Origin of the sequence: Rhodococcus rhodochrous (assembly GCF_014854695.1) — a bacterium.
Taxonomy (GTDB): Bacteria; Actinomycetota; Actinomycetes; order Mycobacteriales; family Mycobacteriaceae; genus Rhodococcus.
Map to the genome: position 1 here is coordinate 208,595 of NZ_CP027558.1, position 20,801 is coordinate 229,395.

Sequence of the window (20,801 nt, forward strand, 5' to 3'; positions counted from 1 at the left end):
GGGTGACCTGCACTTGTGACTCGCTCAGCTTCGAGGCACCGAGGAGTAGTTGCCGGGCAGGCGGCCGTCTCGGAAGAGCGGTCGTGATCGTCGCCCCGGTCGATTCTGCTTCCGGGATCGGCGGTCGCTGCACACGCGCTGGAACGCGTCCGGACCATCCCGCATTCGCTCGGCGTCGACCTCGCGCGGCGGCGTTGTCCACCATCTCCGCGCGGAGCGGGTAGTAGTCGAGCAGCCAGGTGTATTCAGTCTTCTCGATGATGCCTTGCGGGTTCTTGACCCGGGCAGGTACACCGCACCCGAGACCCTTGCAGCGTTGACGGTGCCGATCAGAGCAGCGTGAACGCGCCGACTACTGGGCAAGAGAGGCGGATTTGGTCGCCTCCAAGCGGCCGAAGTACCGAGATCTGGAAAGCACGGCAGTGGCTGAGATGAAGCGCGGCCGATCGGCTCCCGTCTCGATGTTCTCCCCGCAGGGGCCGAGTTCGGCGATAGTGGCATGCGCTTGTGAGACTGAATCGGCCGACGGGGAGAATCTCTCGTTGATCGTGTCGACGTGACGCGCCCGAACCGACAATTTTCCGGTCATGCCGAACTTTTTGGCTGTGTCGATGTCGGCTGCGACGGTATCCCGATCATCCGCAGCGGTCGGGCCGTCGATAGGCGCTGCGATTTCCGCCGTCTTGCTGGCGATGACGAGGGTCGAGCGTGCATACGCCAGGCCTTCTGGTGTCCCATCGATGTCGAGGTCGCTGCAGAAGTCTCTGATGCCGAAGGCCAAGCGCACGACCGGTGAGCATTCAGCGATACGGTCGGCCTGACGAAGCGAGGAAGCAGTTTCGACCATAGCGACGATCGGGACATGGGGGAGTGCGGCAGACACGATGTCGATGTCTTGCGGACTCTCGGTTTTTGCAAGAACAATTCCGGTAAGGCCCGGGGAATCGCGGAGTATTTCCAGGTCGAGTGCAAGTTCACGGGTCGAAGCGTCGTTGACTCGGACCCAGCCGACTCTGTCGCGAAGCCACAGCGCCGCAACTGTCCGTGCAGATGTTTTCTTCCTGTAGGGCACTCCATCCTCGAGATCGAGGACAAGGCAGTCCGGACTGGTAGCGACCGCGGTATGCAACCGAGCGAGATCGGTAGGGGGGACGAGTAGCCATGATCGGGCAAGGCGTGCCAGCTCGGTTCGCGCTTCCCGGGCTGCATCGGGTTCCTCGAAGTCGAATGACATCGTTGTTGTCGATCTCCAGTATTTATTCGAATCAGTGGATATTGTGGATTATCGATGCTGTGCGGACGAGTCCTGGAATCTCCGATTTCTGCAGGACAGTTGCTATGAACAACTGTCAGGGGGTCAGAGCGATGTACTTGGTGTTGAGGTACTCTTCGATTCCTTCGCTGCCGCCCTCGCTGCCCAACCCGGACTGCTTGATGCCGCCGAAGGGAGCCGCTGGATCGGAAATAATGCCCCGGTTCACGCCGACCATCCCGAATTCGAGGGCGCGAGCGACTCGGGACGCTCGATCGAGGTTCTGTGTGTAGAAGTAGGCAGCCAATCCGTAGTCGGTGTCGTTTGCGCTCGCGATTACTTCGGCCTCGGTGTCGAAGCCTGTGATGACCGCAACCGGGCCGAAGATCTCTTCACTGAGGATGCGTGCACCGGCAGGTACGTTGTCGATGACGGTCGGTTGGTAGAAGTAGCCGGGACCGTCGATGGGTGTCCCGCCCGTGCGCACGCGTGCTCCGGCAGTAACGGCTTCATCGACCAGTGTTGCAACCGCGTTGCGTTGCTTGGCATTGATCAACGGACCAAGCGTGACGTTGTCTTCGTAACCGGGACCCACTGTTGTCGCGGCGATCCGATCGCAGAGAGCACGAGTGAACTCTTCCCGGATCGAATTGTGTACGAGCAGTCGATTGGCGGCAGTACAGGCTTCACCACCGTTACGCATCTTGGCGGTCATCGCACCGTCGACTGCGGCGTCGATGTCGGCGTCATCGAAGACGATGAATGGGGCATTGCCGCCAAGTTCCATGGAGCTCTTCAGTATCTGATCTGCGGATTGTTCGATGATCTTCTTCCCGACGGCGGTGGATCCGGTGAAGGAGACCTTTCGCAGTCGACGGTCCTTCATCAGAGTGTCGACGACGTCTGGGGCATCGAGAGTCGGTAGTACAGACAGAACACCACGAGGAAGACCGGCTTCAGCAAAGACGTGTGCGAGTAGCAGCATGGTGAGGGGAGTGTCCTCGGCCGGTTTGACGATGATGGTGCATCCAGCCGCGAGCGCCGGGCCGATCTTGCGTGTCCCCATCGCGAGCGGAAAGTTCCAGGGCGTGATGGCCAGGGCTGGACCCGCAGGTTCCTTGATCACCGCGATGTGGCCGTTTCCAGACGGTGCGGTCGCGGTGCGACCGCCGATTCGAACAGCTTCCTCTGCGAACCACCGGAGAAACTCTGCTCCGTACACCACCTCGCCGCGACTCTCCGCCAACGGTTTGCCCATTTCGAGTGTGATCAGCCGGGCGAACTCTTCGGACCGCTCCATGACGAGTTCCCAGGCTCTGCGAAGGATCTCCGACCGTTCGCGAGGGGCGGTCGCAGCCCATGCCGGCTGAACCTCGGCAGCCGATGCGAGCGCGTGTCTTGCGTCGGCGACGCTGCCGTTGGCTACGGTCGTCAAGACGGTGCCCGTCGCAGGATTCACAATGTCGAAACGTCTACCGGAACAGGACTCGCGAGTAGTGCCGTCGATCCAGAGGCCGGTCGGGACGGCAGCCAGTAGGGAGCTGAAGCCGGTCATCGAGGTTCCTTTCGGATGGTGCCAACCGTGGCAATAGCGGGTGCGAGCCTGACTCGTGAAAAGTGAAGCTCTGCGAAGAGTCGGATCATCGACTTCCGCTCAGAGGGAACGAGTGACGATGGTCGCGGTTTTGGGCAAGGAACAGCAATGAGAAGGCCATCCGGACCAGTTCTCGTCGAGCTCCACGGAGCGGCCGTTGACGCGTCCCAATCCGGTCAGTTTCACGATGCCCGGTAGATAGGGGAGCAAGATCTCGTGTGTTACTACCCGGACGTCATCGTCCTCGGTAGGGATGAGTTGAATGTCGTGACACCCATTGATCTGGACTATCATGGCGCTTCTTCGATCGATGATCCGTCGATGACCCGACGGCGCATTGTCCGAATCAGTGGTCCGTCTGATTCGGCAGCAGCGAACGCTTGCTGCCATTCAGGATCCGCGAGCATCTGGGACCACTTGTTTTCGAGCTCGGCCAGGTTTGCGAATCGAACGGTGTACACCAATTCGCCGAAGGAGTGTTCTCCGATCAGTGTGTGGCCGGCGCTGATCAGCTCCATGTCGTATCGCTTGAACATGCGGGCCGTGTGGTTGGTGAAGAGGTCGATTATCGCCGACAGTTTGCCCGGTACCGCGACGTACTCCCTGATCTCGTAGATCACAGCTGTCCTTTCTGTCAGTTATCCGGAATGCCGTTGGGCAATTCGTGAAACTTGCTGGCGTAAAATACGAGTGGGTCCTGCTCGGCTTCGAAGTCGTGTCCGATGATGCGGAGAAGCACGAATCGATGATCGCCCGTCGTGGTTTCCGATTCGATTTCGCAGTCGAACCAGGCTGCTGCACCGTGCAGGAAGACTGATCCGTCGGGCCCGCTCTCCCAGCTCACGTTGGCGAACCGGTCGACCTGGCGGGCGGCGAGTTGCCGGCACGGTGTCTGCTGTCCTGCTCCCAGGACCGACAGTCCGATCCGTGGTCGTTCTCGTAGCTTGGGCCAGGTGGTCGAGGACGTCTGAACGAACACGCCCACCAACGGAGGCTCCAATGACACGTTGACGAACGCACTGACGGCCATACCGATCGGCTCACCGGTCACGTCGGTCGCGCACAGCGCGGTGACCCCGCTCGGGAAGCGGCCGAACGTTGCGCGCAACGCCGCTGTGTCGACCGTACCGATGTCGTCGTGGACACCTCTGAGGTTTATAGCCGTCATGATCTGGCCTTCGGCGTGTAGGGCTTTGTCAGAACACATGGTTCTTCCCCCCGAATACCTCGCTGACGGAGTCGTCGGTGAAGATGCACCGGATCGAGTCGGCGAGCATCGGTGCGCACGATACGACGTCGACGGTCGACGGGGCTCCGGGCCCGAGGGGGATGGTGTCTGTCACGACGATGCGCTCGAACGGAGAGTTGGCGAGGTTCTCGTGCGCAGAGCCGCTGAACACTGCGTGGGTAGCGGCGGCGAAGACTCGCGAGCATCCGGCGCGGACGACCGCCTCGCCTGCTGCGCGTAGGGTTCCCGCGGTGTCGATCATGTCGTCGACGATGATCGCGGTTTTACCTCGTACATCTCCAATGACGGTGGTGATCTCCGCGACCTGCTGCTGAGGACGTTCCTTGTCCAGGATGGCCAGGCCGGCACCGATGCGAGTGGCGAATTGCTTATTGAGCTTTACGCGACCGGCGTCCGGCGCGACGACCACCAGGTCGTCGTCCAGCGCGGCGAAGTGGTCCGCGAGTGCCATCAGCGCGGTCATGTGGTCGACCGGAACGCTGAAGAAGCCCTGAAGCTGTCCCGCGTGTAGGTCCATCGTGAGTACCCGGTCGACACCGGCTGCCTCGAGGATTCGTGCCACCATACGAGCCGAGATGGGTTCGCGGGGTGAGGATTTCTTGTCCTGACGGGAGTAGCCGAACCAGGGGGTGACCGCGACTACTCGGCGTGCACTGGCGCCGATGGCTGCATCGATCATCACGAGCAGTTCGACCAGTGCGTCGTTGGCGCTGAGGCCTTCGATGGGGTTTGCGCACATCGGTTGGATCAGGAAGACGTCTGCGCCTCGAATGGATTCGTCGAATCTACAGTACACCTCTCCGTTGGAGAATGTCTTCAGAGCGACCCGACCCAGATCGACCTGCAGGTTGGAGGCGATCGACGAGGCGAGCGCCGGATTGGCGCGGCCCGAGAACAACATCAATTGTTTCTGGGATCCGAACGGAATGGAGGTCGTCATTGGTGGCCTTCCAGGTAGATGCCGGGGAATCGGGCATGTGCGGGGAGTGTGGCGCGAAAGGACGAGAGCATCGTGGGGATGTAGCGGTGGGTTCGAAGGTGGAGATTCCCGTATCGGCGATAGAAACGTTTCTATGGAGGGTGGGCGGATACGGCGCCCAGCATGATCACACGGTGATCGGTTATACGTGTGCGGCGTTGACCTCGTCGGCGATCGGCATCCCTGTGCGGGCACCGACATGTCTGACCGACAGTGACGCTGCCGTTACTGCAAGCGCACTTGCGGCTCCGAGCGGCATCCCGGAGGAAAGCGACGCTGCGAGCACACCGTTGAACGTGTCGCCCGCACCGGTTGTGTCACGCACGTCCGATACCTGCAGGGCCGGGACGGGTTCGATGGTTCCGTCGGGATAGGCCACGATCGCCCCCTTGTCCCCTCTGGTCACGACGAGGCACGCTCCCGTGGCCCGAGCGACGTTCGCCGAGGCGTCACCGACGTCGGTGAACGGGATGGACAGTGCAGCGCACAGGTCACGAAGCTCTGAACTATTGGGTGTCAGAACCGACGCTGCGTGGGCGCTGGCGATGAACTCGTTGCGCACAGGGGCCGGATTCAGCACACAGCGCAGTCCCATGTCGGAGGCTGTCGACACGGCAGCTTCGACCGCTGCCGGGAGGATTTCGGTGCTGACGAGTACACATCCGGCCCACCCCGATGCACGCTCGACGGCCCGGCGAACGAGTGCCGGCGTAAGGGCAGCGTTGGCCCCGGCGGCAACGGCGATCTGGTTTTCCCCCACCGCGTCGACCACGATCAGGGCAGTGCCGGTGGCGGTGTCGTCGAGGACGGCGACGTCGGTGACGTCGACACCGGAGGCGCGGAGCTCGACCAATGCCTCGCGTCCGAGTTCATCATCGCCGATCGCTCCGCAATAGCGCACCGGCACGTTCATGCGGGCGGCTGCGATAGCCGCGTTCGCGCCCTTGCCGCCGCCGAACTTGTCCAGGTGTGGACCGACGACGGTCTCACCCGGACCGGGTAACCGATCGACGGCCACGACCAGATCGACGTTGAGGGCGCCGACCACTAGAACCCCGTTACTCATTGACGCTCCCGCTGATAGTGCACACCGATGACCGATCCTGGAGTGTCGTCGGTAACGGATCCATGGGTTCCGGTGTGCGGTTCTCAATCAAATCGAAAAGGACTGTCGCTGCGCGGTAGCCCATGTCTCGCGCCGGCTGGCGCACGGTGGTGAGCCGCGGCGTGAGAAGCGACGACAGAGGAAGGTCGTCGAAGCCCACGATGCTGACGTCCTCGGGCATACGGAGCCCTTGTGCGCGGCAATACTCCATCGCGCCCACAGCCATGAGGTCGTTGGCGCAGATCAGGGCAGTGGGCCGAGTCTGCGCCGCCAACGCGCGTTGGGCCAGGTCCCGGCCGGACGATTGCTGGTAGTCGCCGTAGTACACCGGGACCGTGTCCGGGTCGATGCCTGCCCCGGCAAGTGCCTCGCGGTAGCCGGCCAGTCGTTGTTGAGCCGTCCACAGACCCTCCGGACCGCCGATGACCGCAACGTCCCGGTGGCCCTTGTCGAGGACGTGTTGCGCGACCTGGCGAGCTCCCCTGCGGGAGTCGCAGACCACGGCGGGCAGGTCGATGCCCGGGATCTGCTCGTCGACGAGCACCACCGGACCAGAGCGAGCCAGTTCGTAGCAAGCTTCGGGCATGGACCCGGTGCTGGTCAGGTAGATGACTCCGTCCACGCGTTGGCTGCGCAGCAATCTGGTCTGGGCTTCCTCGGATTGTTCCGAGCTGCCCGGGACCACCAGGACCACCAGGACATCACGTGCCGATGCGGCTTGATGGACCCCTTCGGTGATCATGGCGAAGAACTGATTGGTCAGGTCGGGTACGACCATGCCAATACGGGAAGCGCTGCGGCGTTTGAGATTACGCGCAGACTCGTTCGGCGAGTATTCCAGAACTCGCACGGCGTCGAGCACACGGGTACGGCGGTCGGGCGCAACCGGGCCGGAGTCGTTGAGTACGTAGCTCACCGTGCTCATGGAGACTCCAGCGTGTTCCGCGACGTCCTTGATGGTCGTGCGCTTGCGCGTGCGTCTGTGCTCAGATGACGCCACAGCAATCCCTCTCTGCGGAATTAGGATCGTCCACTAGCCCACGACAGTATCGAAGACCACAGCAGCGCGTAGTTCGACCACTCGACGAACTCCGGCGGGGCCCAGTGGGGAGCGAGATCCGAGGTGAACGCGACCACTCGGCCGTCGCCATGATGTCCTGTGACCAGGATGGGGTCGTCTCCGGTGCGGGCGACGACCTCGGCGTCGTCGCGGGCCACCACTCGGTTGTAGCCGAGCAGGGGAGGCCAGTCGCTGGAGGTGTCACCCAGGACGGGATGTTCCGGTCGGCATACCTCGACCTTGCAGCCCTCCGGGACCTCGATGCGGTCATCGTAGGGGAGCATGGTCACAGGCAACACGTCGGCGAGGGGGGTCATGCCGAAGCGGGCCTTGCCGTCGATTCCGGTGAACGACATATAGCCACCGACCTTGACCAATCCGCCGCCCCGGCGGACGTATTCAGCGACTACTCCCAGACGGTTGGGCGATGCTTCCGAACGTAGGAACGTCTCGTCGGGGAGCTGGAAGGAATTCGATCCGATATCGGAGATGACAACTACGTCGTACTCGTCGATTTCCTGTGCCGTCTTGGGGAAACGTGAAGAAATCTCGTGGCCGCGCACGTAGTTGACGTCGTGCCCTTCGCGGGTGAGATTTTCGAGGAATACGCTTGCGCCTTCCTCGTACTCAGTGGTGTGGAACTGATCGAAGCCTTTCATGTGAATAACGTGCTTGATCCAGGATTCGCCGGTGAAGAGGATCTTGAGCGGTTCCATAAGGTCTCCTGTGGTGCCTGGGAATGGGAGGTGGGTGTCGGTAGCGAAGTGTTCGTCGGTGGCCCGGCGCGTGTTCAGGACGGGGTGCTCGCGCTGAGTAACTTCCGTCCCAATGCGTACGCCTGGCGAAGGTCGTTACCTTGGTACTGGACTGCGGCAAGCTCGGACACCAACGGGCTGGCGTTGACAGCGACGGTGTTCGGTAGCCATCCGAACAGATCCACATCGGAGGACGAGTCACCGTAGGCGACGCAGTCGGCTGGTTCGATGTGGTAGCGCTCCAGTGCATCTCGCGTGATGTGGACCTTGGCTTGCGGTGACAGTGTTGCCTCTTCGGAGAGCGTCTGTCCGATCACCACATCGGATCCGTAGGCCTCGTGAGCGCCCCAGTTTCTAAGTCTCTGAACGAAGAACGCCGGCGATTGCGAGATCACGATGGCAATCTCACCGCGCCTGCGGATATCGTCGAAGGTATCGGTGATGCCATCGAGCCAGGCCGCTTGTTCGAACGCGGCGTCGAGGTCGTCCTCCGTCGCGTGCGCACAGACCTCGAGCAGGGTTGACCAGAAGTCGAAGTCGGTGATTTGTCCAGCGTGCCAGAGCTGTTCGATTTCGAGTCCAACGTCGCGGCGGCCGAAGAATGTCGACAGTTCCAGGGCGGCTGCTCCGTTGAGCAGCGTGCCGTCCATATCGAATACGTGCAGTCGGGTGGGCATGTGTTGCTTTCTGTGGAAGTCGTCGGGCCGGGTCTCAGGAGAACTCCGGGAGCACTTCCTTGGCCATGAACTGCATGTTCTTGATGATCGCCTCGATCGGCTGTCCCACGGCGATCAGGCACGCCATGTGATCGACGCCCAATGCCTCGTAGGACTTGAATCGTTCGATCATCTTGTCGGGGGTGGTGAGGATGGGATCGGCGTACTTTTCGAGGAGCCCTTCCTTGGAGAACGACTCCTGGGCGGGCCTCATCGCTCCGCCCTGGACCACCGAGTCGTCCTTCTTTCCCTCGGCGCGTGCTGCCAGACGCTCCTCTTGGGACTGTTGGCCGGAGCTGGAGGCATGCACCAGGGTGAGATAGTAGTTGTACTCACTGAGCACGTCGTCGAAGTACTCGGTCGCCTCTTCTTCGGTGTTGCCGAGCCAGGTGTGGCGAAGGGCCATCACCTGCTTTCGAGGCATCCCGCTCGTCTCGATCTCGTCGTTGTACGCGGCGAGCAACGCTTCGAGATCGCCGTAGGGCTCGAAGTTGCCGTAGTTCGGAGCAGTGATCAGGTTGTTTCCCTGTCGTGCCACGCGGCGTACGCCGTCGATGCTCTGCGAGGCCGCCCATACCTCCGGGTGCGGCTTGGATGCCGGCTTGGGCACAAGAGTCGTCGGCGGGAACGAAAAGTACTTGCCGTCGAACGACACATCGTCCTCGACCCACACCCGCTTGATGATCTCGAGGGATTCTTCGTAGATGTCGCGTGCTTCTTTGGGGTTGATGCCGAGTCGGTCGAGCGGGTAGCGACTGCCACCCCGCGCCACGCCGATGCCGATGCGCCCCGGTGCCATCTGGTCGAGGAAACTCATCTCCGACGCGATGAGCAACGGGTTGTAGTACGGAAGGACCACGATGCCGGGCATGATTCGCAAGCGCTCGGTGCGCGCTGCGGCCAAAGCGCTGAACATCAGCGATGAAGGATTGCTGACGTAGTTCTGAAAGTGATTTTCGTTGACTGTGACGCCCTCGAAGCCGAGGTCCTCTGCGGCATCGACGATGCTGAGCATGTCGTTGAGGAGTTCGGACCACGGACGGCTCATGTCGCGGTAGAAGAATGGAGTGGTGACCCAGATCTTCATGGAAGCTGTCTTTCTACGAGGTTGGGCAGTTCCTGTATTGCTGGAGGCGTGCCGAGTTCCGGCTGCAGAGCGGACGCTGCTCGTGCAGTTCCGGGCCAGACCCGGTGCGTGGGTCCCTGCCGAACTCGGACTGTGGGGCGATGTAGAAACGGTTCTATCGCGTACATCCGGAGCATACAACGGTCCGGCGCCCTGTGCATAGTGCCGAACTCGTTTTCTTTCGAGAAACTCGATAAACGTTGTTCACGCTGGTGAGAGACGTAAGGCCGGGTGTTCCGGTGTTTGGATCAACCTCCAAGATCCGCGAATCACGAAGGCAATGAGCGACGCCGATGTAGAAGCGATTCAACCCGGGTGCTTGGCGGGATTCGTCCGGCAGTCGGTAGAGGCGTGGTCGGCCGCGGTCGGGTGGTGGTGCACAGGGGAGACGTGCCGGCGGGTGTCGGTTGCTGCGTGATTGTGCAGACGGTTCTGTCATCCCTGCTCCGGGAAGTGTTCCTACAACACACTTTCTGTTCGCAACACAGCTCCGAGGGCGCAGAGCACTATCGATCGTTCGGTGACGGGCTGCATCCCGGTTGTGGCGGTCTGTAGACAGACCTGGGTGCTGCCGGAGGTATCGACTGTGTTGCGCGAATATTGCCGGAAGATTTTACGCGTCAACGCTTGACCTGAGGTGTGGGCTCGACCATGATCTCTAGCAACCGCCGACACGGCCGCACGAATTCAAATGCTGCGACTCGCGGTATGTCCCCAGGCTTTCTGGCCCAGTTTTCGTGCAGCAGTAGAAACGTTTCAACAACTGTCTTCGCATCACACGAACGAAGGGAAACGTCCATGCCCACTATCTCGGGATTCGACAATCTGATCCTCAACACCGATACCTACAAGCATTGCCACCACACTCTCTATCCTCAGGGAACCGAGTACGTCTCCAGCTACGTCGAATCGCGTGGTGGCATCTTCCCGGCGACGATGTTCGTCGGACTGCAGGCCTACATCCAGGAGCGCTTGCTCCGGCCGATCACCCTCGCCGACATCGATGAGGCCGAAGCGGTGACCAGGGCGCAGGGGATGCCCTTCTGCAGGGAGAACTGGATGGGCATCCTCAACGACCACGGCGGATTCCTTCCTGTAGAGATCGAGGCAGTCCCCGAGGGGACTGTGCTGCCCACCCGCAATGTCCTTGTGCAGGTTATCAACACCGATCCGAAGTACCACTGGGTGACCAGCTTCTTCGAGACCGCGTTGCTGCGAGCGGTGTGGTACCCGACCACGATCGGAACGGTCAGTTGGATGTGCAAGCAGATCATCAAGGAAGCGTTCGCTCGCACCTCGGACAATCCGGATCTGCTGCGCTTCCAGCTGCACGATTACGGCGCTCGCGGCGTGAGCTCCCAGGAATCTGCTGCATTGGGTGGTCTGGCACACCTGGTCAACTTCAACCAGAGTGACACGGTGCCGGGCATCCTGGCTGCGATGAAATACTACAACGCGGTGTGTCCGGCGAACTCGGGCCCGAACAGCGAGCATGCAGGTTTCACGGCATGGGGTCGGGATCAGGAAGTCGACGCTCTTCGCAACATGATGAACACCTACCGCGATGCCGGTGTGGTGCTGTTGCTGACCGACTCGTACGACCATGAGAACGCTGTGAAGAACATCCTCGGCAAAGAACTGAAGGCCGAGATCGAGAACTTCCCGGGCGTGGTCTGTGCTCGTCCGGACTCGGGCGACCCTGTGCAGGTGACCGCGGATACCGCTGAGTGGCTCATGGATGCCTTCGGCTACGAGGTCAACTCCAAGGGATTCAAGGTTCTGCCCCGGTATCTGCGGGTCGTCCAGGGCGACGGCATCACGCTCGATACCCTGTCGGAGATCTACATGGAACTCGAACGCCGGGGCATGGCGGCAGAGAACGCGATTTTCGGTATGGGCGGCGGTCTGCTCCAGCACTTCAACCGAGACACGTTGAACTTCGGGCAGAAGTGCAACGCTGTGCGAGTAAACGGTGAATGGCGCGATGTGGCCAAGCAGCCGACCGGGGCGAGCTTCAAGGTGTCCAAGGCCGGCCGTCTCGCCCTCGTCAAGCGGGATGGTGAGTACCGCACGGTGCGACGCGACTCGGTTTCTCCCGAGGAGAACCTCCTTCAGCCGGTGTACCGCAACGGCAAGCTCCTGAAGAAGTGGGATTTCTCCGAGCTGATCGAGCGGAGCGAGGCGGAGGTCCCCGAGGAGTACTACTACCCCGTCATCGAACAGATGCGTGCGCAGGACAGCGCCGCGGTGCCTGCCTGACCACAACAACTGTTGAACAGATAACTAGGGATCCATCATGACAAAGTTGCCGAGTGTGCCACTTGCCAATACAGATTGCTTGTACATCGACGGGAAGTGGGTTCCACCGCACTCGTCTGCTCTGATCGATGTAGTCGACTCGACAAGCGAATTGGTCTACTACTCGGTGCCGGACGCCGATGTCGACGATATCGATCGCGCGATTACAGCGGCCCGGCAGGCATTCGACGAGGGACCCTGGCCGCGGTTGTCGCACGCCGAGCGGGCTCAGGTGCTGCTTGATATCGCTGACGCCGTCGAAGCGCGGATCGATGACATCGTGGAGATCTGGCCGCGAGAGACCGGAATTCTGGCATCGTCGGTCCCCGGTGTCATGCGCGAGGTAATCGACGCGTACCGGTACTACGCAGGTCTGGCGAAGAGTTTCCCGTTCCAGGAAGAAGTCACACCCACCAACGGCGCGCGCTTCGGCATGATCGTGAAAGAGCCTGTGGGCGTCGTGGGAGCGATCATTCCATGGAACGCGCCGATGGGACTGATCGCGTTCAAGGTGGCGCCGGCACTGCTGGCGGGATGCACCGTCGTCATCAAGTCGTCCCCGGAAGCTCCGGGGGCTGGATACATCATGGCGGAAATCGCTGATCAGCTCGGCATTCCGGCGGGTGTCCTGAACGTGGTGACCGCTGATCGTGCTGCCTCCGAGCGGTTGGTCTCCGACCCTCGGGTCGACAAGATCTCGTTCACCGGATCAACGGAAGTCGGCAAACGAATCGGGAGCATCCTCGGTGGTCGAATTGCACGGTCTTCGCTGGAGCTCGGCGGCAAGTCTCCTGCCATTGTCCTGGACGACTTCGACATTGCCGAGGCGGCACACACCATCGCTTCTGCGGAGTGCTTCCTCTCGGGTCAGATCTGCGCATCGCTCACCAGGATCATCGTTTCGGAGGAACGTCATGATGAGATGGTCAAGGCGTTGGCAGACGAATTCGACCGGGTGGTAATCGGCGACCCGTACGATCCTCAGGTCACGCTGGGACCTTTGGCCAGCGATCGGCAGCGGGACCGTGTCGAGAACTATATCGAGATCGGGATCAGGGAAGGGGCGACACTGGCTTACGGCGGCGGACGCCCGTCCCACCTCGATCGCGGCTGGTTCGTCGAGCCCACCGTCTTCGGAAATGTGTCGGAGACGTCGCGGATCGCTCAGGAAGAGATATTCGGTCCGGTGCTGGCCGTGACCCCGGCCCGGGATCTCACGGACGCCGTTCGGATTGCGAACGCAACAGAGTTCGGCCTGAATGCTGCAGTGTTCACCCATGACTCGAAGAAGGTTTTCGACATTGCCCGTAGGCTTCACTCCGGCACCGTGGGGCAGAACGGCAATCGTGTGGACTTCGGTATCGGGTTCGGAGGATTCAAGAGATCTGGTATCGGACGCGAAGGCGGGGTAGCAGGACTGCAGGCGTACCTGGAGAACAAGACTGTTGTCCTGGACGCACCTCCCGAGTAGACCCGTGCCCGGAGCGGTGCAGAGACCACAGCCGGGTCAGACGACCGAAGCCGACCGTAAGAGGATCATGTGACTGAGATTGCCATAGAACACGGATTGGTGTGGGTAGGCCCGGACGAATCCTATTCGGAGGGACTGCTCTACATCGAAGACGGCAGGGTCAGCTATGCGGGCGAATACAAGGCAGAGGTGGTCCGGCCCGGCGTCGCGCGGCTCGATGCATCGGGATGTGTCGTTCTGCCGGGTCTGGTGGATTGTCATGTGCACCTGACAACGAACTCGGATCACGAGCGGATCCTTCCCAGCGATGTGTTCCGGGGTCAAAAAAGCGGTCCGGAAAAGCTGCTTCATGGCTATCGCAACTCGCTCCGTGCCCTACGATCAGGGTTCACCACGCTCCGATGCATGGGGCATCGGGGAGTGGGCGAAGTCGAACTGCGTGACATGGTCGCCGACGACCTGATCGTCGCTCCGAACCTTCTGGTCGCGCCGTGGTGGATAACCATGACGAACGGCCACGGTGACCTGTTCTACCCTCCTTACACGCCACGCCGCGAATGGGATACCGCAGACGGTGTCGATGCCTGCCGGCAAATGGTCCGGTTGCAGGCCCGAAGCGGTGCGGACTTCATCAAGGTCATGGCCAGCGGTGGTATGTCGAAAGGAGAGAAACCGCACTGGCCCAATTACAGTGTCGAGGAACTCACGGCGATCGTCGAAGAGGCGCACGACATGGATCTGCGCGTCGCCGCGCATGCCCTGTCGTTGGAAGGGATTCGACGCAGTATCGAAGCCGGCGTGGACAGCATCGAGCACGGCTCGTTCCTCGACGAAGAATGCGCTTCGGAAATGGCGCAAAAGGGAATATTCTTGGTCCCGACCCTCGCGTTCAACGACTGGTGCCAACGCGAAGGGACGGCCCGAGGCCTGACCGAAGCCGGAGTCGAAAGCCTGCGCGAGGCGCACGATCGGGCTCTGGAATCGTTCGATATCGCCCGTTCGGCTGGAGTCAAGATCGCGATGGGAACGGACTCATCCGGGTCCCTGTGCCCGTTCGGTTCCCATTACCGAGAACTCGAACTGTATGTCGAACACGGGATGTCGGTGAATGAAGCGTTGGCGTCAGCCACCGTCGTGGCTTCGGAACTTCTCGACCGCCCGGACATCGGCTCGCTGCGACCCGGCTCGATCGGAGATGCGCTGGTGGTCGATGGGACCATCCTTTCGGACATAACTCGCCTGCGACAGGGAATCAAAGCGGTCGTCCGATCGGGCCGTGACGTCACCAGCTATCTGGAGGAATCGGCCGCGTTGCTCTCGCTCTGAGAGTCGTCTCCGTCGGGAAGCAGATATCGGTACCGGAAATCTGAAAACCGGGGCCGAACATCAACGACTCCGGCCTCGGCCGATAGTAGTTGCACGAATTGAATTGACGAGAAAGCGAGAAGGAAATGCCGTACATCGAAGCAAGCTTCTTCGAAGAAAGGTTCTCCGAGACGAAGTTCTCCGGCGAGATGGTGGCAGCGCTGACCGAAGCGGTGTCCTCGATCCTGGGAGAAGAGATCGGATCGGAAACAACGGTCGTGCTGCATGGTGTACCGCGTGAGCGGTGGGGACATGGAGGCCGGACCATGGAAAAGAGCAGCTGAGCAGACCCCGCCGGCAAAGGTGCGCATTCGGCAACTCACCGGTACCACCGTGGTTCGGCGAACCACCTCTGCCGCTCCGATACATGCTGGCGGCGCGCAGCTTTCGGCTGCGCGCCGCCAGCATATATTACTGGATGATCAGTAATCCGGATTCTGTACATCACCTCCGAATCGTGGAGACGCCGCCACGCTCGATAGGTTCGGATGCAGTCAGGAAACAACCAACGGAACCTCCGAGAGGGCACGGTTATCAACTGCCGCGACAGGGGGTCTCGTCTTCTCGGCGTCGAAACCGACTTTCTCTCGGTGGGGTGTGCTCGCCGACCGATCGATGGGTACGACACAGCGTATGACCGATATCAGCGATCCGCTCGTTCACGACGAGAACGACATCGAAGTCAGCGAGCGCAAATCCTATGCCGCCGGGGTACCGGCGGTGTTGGTCTCGCTGCGGCACGGATTCGAGCAGATGGGTCCGGTGCGCACCGCCCGCACCTTGACGAAGCTGAACCAACAGCATGGCTTCGACTGCCCGGGCTGCGCGTGGCCGGAAACACCAGGTCACCGGAAACGTGCCGAATTCTGCGAGAACGGCGCCAAGGCTGTCGCCGAGGAAGCCACCACTCGCACCGTCGACCCCGGTTTCTTCGCCCGCCATTCTGTACCGGAACTGCTCGCACGCACCGACTACTGGCTCGGTCGCCAGGGCCGGCTGACGCACCCGATGATCATCCGGCCTGGCAGCCTCCACTACGAGCCGATCGACTGGGACGATGCCTACGCGGTGATCGCCGAGCATCTGCGGGCGCTGCCGGACCCGAATGAGGCGATCTTCTACACCTCGGGGCGGACCTCCAACGAGGCCGCGTTCTTGTACCAGTTGATGATTCGGTCGTTCGGCACCAACAACATGCCGGACTGCTCGAACATGTGCCACGAGTCTTCCGGTACGGCCCTGTCGGAGACCATCGGCATCGGCAAGGGTTCGGTGTCGGTGACCGACCTCGAACACGCCGACCTGATCCTCATCGCAGGCCAGAACCCCGGGACCAACCATCCCCGCATGCTGTCGGTACTCGAGAAAGCCAAGGCCCGCGGCGCGAAAGTCATCGCGATCAACCCGCTGCCCGAAGCCGGGTTGTTGCGTTTCAAAGATCCTCAGAAGGCGCGTGGCGTGCTCGGCGAGGGAGTGGCGATCGCCGACGAGTTCTTGCAGATCCGCCTCGGCGGTGACCAGGCCCTGTTCCAAGGTCTGGCGAAACTGCTGCTCGCCGCCGAGGACCGTGCTCCCGGCACGGTCCTCGACCGCGACTTCCTCGACCGGCATTGTGCCGGTTTCGAGCAGTGGGCCACCCATATCCGCGCCGTGGATCTGGACACCGTGTCGACTGCGACGGGTCTGAGCCGATCTCAGCTCGAGGACACTGCAGCAGCGTTGGTCGCCTCGAGAGCGACGATCATCTGCTGGGCGATGGGGTTGACCCAGCATCCCCACGCCGTGGCCACCATCGAAGACGCGGTAGCGCTGCTGCTGATGCGCGGGATGATCGGCACGCGTGGGGCGGGGGTGTGCCCGGTGCGGGGACACTCCAACGTTCAAGGTGATCGCACCATGGGCATATGGGAGAAAGCCCCCGAGTCGTTCCTGCAGGCCCTCGATACCGAGTTCGGGATTCGCTGTCCCCGCCAGCACGGTTACGACGCGGTCGACGCGATCCGCGCCATGCGCGACGGCAAGGCGTCGGTGTTCATGGCCATGGGCGGTAACTTCCTGTCTGCCACCCCCGACACCGAGGTGACCGCCGCCGCGCTGCGCAGTTGCGCGCTGACGGTGCAGGTCTCCACCAAACTCAATCGCAGTCATCTCGCGCACGGAGCGACCGGGATCATCCTGCCCACCCTGGGGCGGACCGACAAGGACATCCGCGGCGGACGCAAACAGATGGTGTCGGTGGAGGATTCGATGTCGGTGGTGCACCTGTCGCGTGGAGGGCTCACACCCGCCAGTTCGCATCTGCGTAGTGAGGTCGCCATCGTGTGCGAGCTCGCCCAGCACCTGTTCGGTTCCGGCCATCGGGTGCCGTGGGCGCGGTTCGCCGACGACTACGACTGCATTCGCGATGCGATTTCGCGGGTGATCCCCGGATTCGAGGACTTCAACACCCGGGTACGGCGGCCGGACGGGTTCGTCCTGCCCCACCCGCCGCGGGACGAACGCCGCTTCACCACCGACACCGGCAAGGCGACCTTCGTCGTCAACGACCTGCACTGGCTTCCTGTCCCCGAGGGTCGGCTGATCCTGCAGACGTTGCGCAGCCACGATCAGTACAACACCACCGTCTACGGCCTCGACGACCGTTATCGCGGCATCAAGGCGGGCCGGCGGGTCCTGTTCATCCATCCCGACGACATCGAAGCGTCCGGATACGCTCCCGGCGACCGGGTGGATCTGGTGTCGGAGTGGACCCGTCCCGACGGCACCGTCGAGGAGCGCCGGGCCGAGGACTTCAGGCTCGTGCCCTATTCGACCCCGATGGGCAATGTTGCGGCCTACTATCCCGAAACGAACCCGCTCGTGCCTCTCGACCATGTGGCACTCAAGTCCAACACTCCTGCTTCGAAGGCGGTCACCGTCCGCCTTGTGCCTCGTCGGGCGCCTGGGAAGCGGCCGGACGGGCCGGGTATCGAGCTCGATCCGAAGTCTGCGTAGGAGAATCTCGATGCCTGTTCTGTTCGCTCATGTGTTCATTGCTGTCGTCCAGCTGCTGCTGCGTTGTGTAGGCATGTCCTCGGCGTTATCTGCGCCCCGGTCGGAACAGCGTGTGCTCGCCGGCCGGTGCGACAGTTTCGACGATGGGTTCGAATCATGGGGCGAGTGACCACCCGTGCCCGCATCACCCGACTGCAGGGAACGCAGCGGGTGGTGCGTCCGGACACGGTCGTTGTCGAAGAACCACTCGAACTGCGCGTCGATGGCACTGCACTGGCGGTGACGATGCGCACTCCCGGTTCCGACATCGAACTTGCCCAGGGGTTCTTGCTCACTGAAGGGATCGTCACCGGCCGCGACGATATTGCTGCAATCCGTTACTGCAACAGCACGGGCGACGACGGGCGCAACACCTACAACGTCCTCGATATCGATCTCGCACCCGGAGTGGCTCTGCCCGAGACCGGCATCGAACGCAACTTCTACACCACCTCCTCGTGCGGGGTGTGCGGGAAGGCCTCCCTCGATGCGATCCGCCAACGCTCCCGCCACTCACCGGCTCACGACCCGGTCGTGGTCGATCCGGAAGTGCTGGCGGTGATGCCCTCCGCGCTGCGACAGGCGCAGGAGACCTTCGACCGCACCGGCGGATTGCATGCTGCCGGATTGTTCACCGCTGCAGGGGAACTCCTCGCACTGCGCGAGGATGTCGGACGCCACAATGCCGTCGACAAGATCATCGGCTGGGCGGTCGAGCACCGACGATTACCGCTGCGCCATACCGTGCTGCTGGTGAGCGGACGTGCCTCCTTCGAGCTGACCCAGAAAGCGGTCATGGCCGGCATTCCTGTTCTGGCGGCCGTTTCCGCGCCGTCGTCGCTGGCCATCGACCTTGCTCATGACGCCGGTTTGACTCTTGTCGGGTTCCTGCGCGGGGACACCATGAACGTCTATACCCGCGCCGAACGGGTTGGTACGGGGAACGCAGGTCTCGACTCTGCGAGCACTTCTACCGGAGCTTTTGATGGATAGGACAGTGGCTATCGAGGTGCGCTACTTCGCCGCAGCGGCAGAGACCGCAGGGACGGAGAAGGAAACGGTGGCATTGCCGCCTACCACCGACCTCGGGACGTTGAAGACGGTGCTGATCGACCGACACGGCCCCGATATGGCTCGTGTGCTGTCGGTGGCGATGTTCTTGGTCGGGGATGAGCTCACCCGTGACCCCGCTCGTGCTGTGGGTCCTGTAGTCGACGTGCTACCACCGTTCGCCGGCGGCTGAAGTGAGACCTCGATGTCGATACGTGTGATTGCTACAACGACGACGGACGAGCAGTCCGACACGTAGGTGAGCACATCGAATTCTTCGAGTTCGGCGAGGGTTGATAAGGCCGTGCCCGCGCCGGCCTGCAGCGTCGCCATCGGAGAGGACTCCTCGGATGAATATTCATCGCTTCGTTGAGGTCTTTTCCGGATACGCGCGGTGAGCGAGAGGTGGGCATGTTTGTGTGGTCAGGTGCGGGCAATGGTGCGGTGCGGTGAGGGTGAACTGCTCGAAGGCGTCGTCGAGTTCGAGGTGGATTGCGTTGTTCGCGATTACGACGCGGTGGGCGTCGAGACCGAGCAGTCGGGCGACGACGAAGGTTGCGCTCAAGGTTGCGACGTTTCTGGTGATCCCGAGTGGGAGGAGGGATCCGGTGTCGGTGAGGGCTTCGTGTTCGCCGGCTCTGAGGACGAGTCTGGCGTCGGGGTGCACTCCGTGGGCTGCCACGGACACGGCGATGTTGTCACGGTCGTCGGAGCCCACGGCGGCAAGGCATCGGGCCCGGTCGAGGCGGGCGCGTTCGAGGAGGGTTCTGTCGGTACCGTGCCCGACGATGGTGGGAATGTTCAGCGCTCGGGCCAGGCGCAGATTGCGGGCTCGATCGTCGCGTTCGATGGCGACGACGGGGATGCCGAGTTTGCGGAGTTCGAGGCACAACCGGAGACCGACCTGTCCCAATCCGACGACGATGACGTGGTTGCGGCGGGGGAGAACCCGTTGACCGATCAAGCCGATGAGGCTGGTTCCGAGCAGACGTTCGATTATCCCGGCGGTGAACATGGCGGTGAACACGATCGCCGCCAACATCGCCAGAGCCGCGAACACGTCATAGGTGTGGTCGCCGTGTGAGGCCGGTGCGGGACCGACGGTGGCGACGACCTGGACTGCTTCTTTGAGGGACTCGACCCAGTGGTGGCCTTTGCCGACAGTGAGCCATATCCAATCGATCAGGAGGATGGCGAGCAGTCCGATAAGGCCGGTGAGCAGCATGCGGGTGCCGGCGTCGTGGGATCGCAGTGTGCCTACGGAGTGGACGAATCGGCGGCGAATTCTGCTGGTGCGGCTGTGGGGTAGCGGCTGCCAGGTCGGTTGGTCATCGTGGGCGGGTTGTCGGAGGACGCGCGTGGTGCCATCGGGCGCGGTGTGCGCGGCGTCGATCGTGGCAGCGATGCACGGGCCGGCCAGGGACGGTGTCGCGAGGTCTGCGGGGGAGGTGACCTGGCAGTGGGGAATCAATCGGGTGAGCTGGTTGGCGATAGTGCGGTCGAAGACGGTCACGACCATCGGTACGTGGGGACTGATGTGGGCTATGGCGAGGGCATAACGGACGGCGACCGCGTCGTCGTGGGTGACGACGGCGACCCCGGCCGGGTCGTGCTGGGTGATCTGCAGAAGTTCCGGGTCGTCGGGTGCATCGAGGTGGACAACATCGAAGTGGCGTTGGGTGAGCGAGGCGCACACGAGCCGGGCAACATTCGACGCGCCGATGACAACGAATGGGGACATCGGGCCG

Annotated in this window: 18 protein-coding genes; 7 read left to right on the forward strand and 11 right to left on the reverse strand. The window is 62.1% G+C overall.

Translation table 11 applies throughout. The features are described from left to right. Positions 1-352 precede the first annotated feature (352 nt). The 10 genes from C6Y44_RS25835 to C6Y44_RS25880 all read right to left on the reverse strand — a co-directional run bounded on the left by C6Y44_RS25835 (position 353) and on the right by C6Y44_RS25880 (position 9,797). A complete protein-coding gene (locus tag C6Y44_RS25835; protein ID WP_192379069.1) occupies positions 353-1,234 on the reverse strand; it encodes an HpcH/HpaI aldolase/citrate lyase family protein in 882 nt (293 codons plus the stop codon). A gap of 115 nt (positions 1,235-1,349) precedes the next feature. After that, positions 1,350-2,807 (reverse strand): NAD-dependent succinate-semialdehyde dehydrogenase, encoded by a 1,458-nt coding sequence (locus C6Y44_RS25840; protein ID WP_192379070.1) that lies wholly within the window; start codon positions 2,805-2,807, stop codon positions 1,350-1,352. A gap of 329 nt (positions 2,808-3,136) precedes the next feature. After that, positions 3,137-3,466, reverse strand: a complete 330-nt coding sequence (locus tag C6Y44_RS25845) for an NIPSNAP family protein (RefSeq protein WP_039583675.1) — start codon at positions 3,464-3,466, stop codon at positions 3,137-3,139. A 14-nt stretch (positions 3,467-3,480) separates the two neighbouring features. Beyond that, positions 3,481-4,053 carry a flavin reductase family protein gene (locus C6Y44_RS25850; protein WP_253250136.1) on the reverse strand — a complete coding sequence of 191 codons (573 nt, stop codon included), beginning with the start codon at positions 4,051-4,053 and terminating at the stop codon, positions 3,481-3,483. Then, complete coding sequence (locus C6Y44_RS25855) at positions 4,043-5,035, reverse strand: ribose-phosphate diphosphokinase (RefSeq protein ID WP_052227156.1); 993 nt, start codon at positions 5,033-5,035, stop codon at positions 4,043-4,045. Before C6Y44_RS25855 ends, C6Y44_RS25850 begins: the two co-directional genes overlap by 11 nt. A 181-nt stretch (positions 5,036-5,216) precedes the next feature. Then, entirely contained in the window at positions 5,217-6,140 is a 924-nt protein-coding gene (locus tag C6Y44_RS25860) for a PfkB family carbohydrate kinase (protein WP_039583674.1), read from the reverse strand. Continuing rightward, positions 6,133-7,179 (reverse strand): LacI family DNA-binding transcriptional regulator, encoded by a 1,047-nt coding sequence (locus C6Y44_RS25865; RefSeq protein WP_084222256.1) that lies wholly within the window; start codon positions 7,177-7,179, stop codon positions 6,133-6,135. Before C6Y44_RS25865 ends, C6Y44_RS25860 begins: the two co-directional genes overlap by 8 nt. Before the next feature lie 20 nt (positions 7,180-7,199). Next, positions 7,200-7,955 carry a glutamine amidotransferase gene (locus C6Y44_RS25870; RefSeq protein ID WP_039583672.1) on the reverse strand — a complete coding sequence of 252 codons (756 nt, stop codon included), beginning with the start codon at positions 7,953-7,955 and terminating at the stop codon, positions 7,200-7,202. A gap of 74 nt (positions 7,956-8,029) precedes the next feature. Continuing rightward, positions 8,030-8,671 carry an HAD family hydrolase gene (locus C6Y44_RS25875; RefSeq protein ID WP_039583670.1) on the reverse strand — a complete coding sequence of 214 codons (642 nt, stop codon included), beginning with the start codon at positions 8,669-8,671 and terminating at the stop codon, positions 8,030-8,032. A gap of 34 nt (positions 8,672-8,705) precedes the next feature. Then, positions 8,706-9,797, reverse strand: a complete 1,092-nt coding sequence (locus tag C6Y44_RS25880) for an LLM class flavin-dependent oxidoreductase (RefSeq protein WP_039583668.1) — start codon at positions 9,795-9,797, stop codon at positions 8,706-8,708. An 837-nt stretch (positions 9,798-10,634) separates the two neighbouring features. Between C6Y44_RS25880 and C6Y44_RS25885 the strand changes: the two genes are divergently transcribed. From C6Y44_RS25885 to C6Y44_RS25915, 7 genes are all read left to right on the forward strand, one after another. Then, positions 10,635-12,095, forward strand: coding sequence for a nicotinate phosphoribosyltransferase (locus tag C6Y44_RS25885; protein ID WP_039583666.1), 1,461 nt, complete (start codon positions 10,635-10,637; stop codon positions 12,093-12,095). A gap of 37 nt (positions 12,096-12,132) precedes the next feature. After that, positions 12,133-13,605 (forward strand): aldehyde dehydrogenase, encoded by a 1,473-nt coding sequence (locus C6Y44_RS25890; RefSeq protein WP_192378899.1) that lies wholly within the window; start codon positions 12,133-12,135, stop codon positions 13,603-13,605. A gap of 69 nt (positions 13,606-13,674) precedes the next feature. Further along, positions 13,675-14,931, forward strand: a complete 1,257-nt coding sequence (locus tag C6Y44_RS25895) for a metal-dependent hydrolase family protein (RefSeq protein WP_192378900.1) — start codon at positions 13,675-13,677, stop codon at positions 14,929-14,931. Between the two features lie 125 nt (positions 14,932-15,056). Next, entirely contained in the window at positions 15,057-15,254 is a 198-nt protein-coding gene (locus C6Y44_RS25900) for a tautomerase family protein (protein WP_006552221.1), read from the forward strand. A 349-nt stretch (positions 15,255-15,603) separates the two neighbouring features. Further along, a complete protein-coding gene (locus C6Y44_RS25905) occupies positions 15,604-17,964 on the forward strand; it encodes an FdhF/YdeP family oxidoreductase (RefSeq protein ID WP_072740542.1) in 2,361 nt (786 codons plus the stop codon). Positions 17,965-18,120: 156 nt separating this feature from the next. Next, on the forward strand, positions 18,121-18,996 hold the full coding sequence (gene fdhD / locus C6Y44_RS25910) for a formate dehydrogenase accessory sulfurtransferase FdhD (RefSeq protein ID WP_064060766.1): 876 nt from the start codon (positions 18,121-18,123) through the stop codon (positions 18,994-18,996). After that, positions 18,989-19,246: a MoaD/ThiS family protein gene (locus C6Y44_RS25915; protein WP_064060767.1), complete on the forward strand. Its 258-nt coding sequence runs from the start codon at positions 18,989-18,991 to the stop codon at positions 19,244-19,246. Before fdhD ends, C6Y44_RS25915 begins: the two co-directional genes overlap by 8 nt. Positions 19,247-19,411: 165 nt before the next feature. Here C6Y44_RS25915 and C6Y44_RS25920 read toward each other — a convergent pair whose 3' ends face one another. Next, entirely contained in the window at positions 19,412-20,794 is a 1,383-nt protein-coding gene (locus tag C6Y44_RS25920; protein WP_192378901.1) for a potassium channel family protein, read from the reverse strand. Between the last annotated feature and the right edge of the window lie 7 nt (positions 20,795-20,801).

Excerpts from the sequence above, each read along its gene's own strand:
- C6Y44_RS25835 (WP_192379069.1), bottom strand. The coding sequence starts at position 1,234 with ATGTCATTCGACTTCGAGGAACCCGATGCAGCCCGGGAAGCGCGAACC.
- C6Y44_RS25840 (WP_192379070.1), bottom strand. The coding sequence starts at position 2,807 with ATGACCGGCTTCAGCTCCCTACTGGCTGCCGTCCCGACCGGCCTCTGG.
- C6Y44_RS25850 (WP_253250136.1), bottom strand. The coding sequence starts at position 4,053 with ATGTGTTCTGACAAAGCCCTACACGCCGAAGGCCAGATCATGACGGCT.
- C6Y44_RS25855 (WP_052227156.1), bottom strand. The coding sequence starts at position 5,035 with ATGACGACCTCCATTCCGTTCGGATCCCAGAAACAATTGATGTTGTTC.
- C6Y44_RS25860 (WP_039583674.1), bottom strand. The coding sequence starts at position 6,140 with ATGAGTAACGGGGTTCTAGTGGTCGGCGCCCTCAACGTCGATCTGGTC.
- C6Y44_RS25870 (WP_039583672.1), bottom strand. The coding sequence starts at position 7,955 with ATGGAACCGCTCAAGATCCTCTTCACCGGCGAATCCTGGATCAAGCAC.
- C6Y44_RS25875 (WP_039583670.1), bottom strand. The coding sequence starts at position 8,671 with ATGCCCACCCGACTGCACGTATTCGATATGGACGGCACGCTGCTCAAC.
- C6Y44_RS25880 (WP_039583668.1), bottom strand. The coding sequence starts at position 9,797 with ATGAAGATCTGGGTCACCACTCCATTCTTCTACCGCGACATGAGCCGT.
- C6Y44_RS25885 (WP_039583666.1), top strand. The coding sequence starts at position 10,635 with ATGCCCACTATCTCGGGATTCGACAATCTGATCCTCAACACCGATACC.
- C6Y44_RS25890 (WP_192378899.1), top strand. The coding sequence starts at position 12,133 with ATGACAAAGTTGCCGAGTGTGCCACTTGCCAATACAGATTGCTTGTAC.
- C6Y44_RS25900 (WP_006552221.1), top strand. The coding sequence starts at position 15,057 with ATGCCGTACATCGAAGCAAGCTTCTTCGAAGAAAGGTTCTCCGAGACG.
- C6Y44_RS25905 (WP_072740542.1), top strand. The coding sequence starts at position 15,604 with ATGACCGATATCAGCGATCCGCTCGTTCACGACGAGAACGACATCGAA.
- fdhD (WP_064060766.1), top strand. The coding sequence starts at position 18,121 with ATGGGGCGAGTGACCACCCGTGCCCGCATCACCCGACTGCAGGGAACG.
- C6Y44_RS25915 (WP_064060767.1), top strand. The coding sequence starts at position 18,989 with ATGGATAGGACAGTGGCTATCGAGGTGCGCTACTTCGCCGCAGCGGCA.
- C6Y44_RS25920 (WP_192378901.1), bottom strand. The coding sequence starts at position 20,794 with ATGTCCCCATTCGTTGTCATCGGCGCGTCGAATGTTGCCCGGCTCGTG.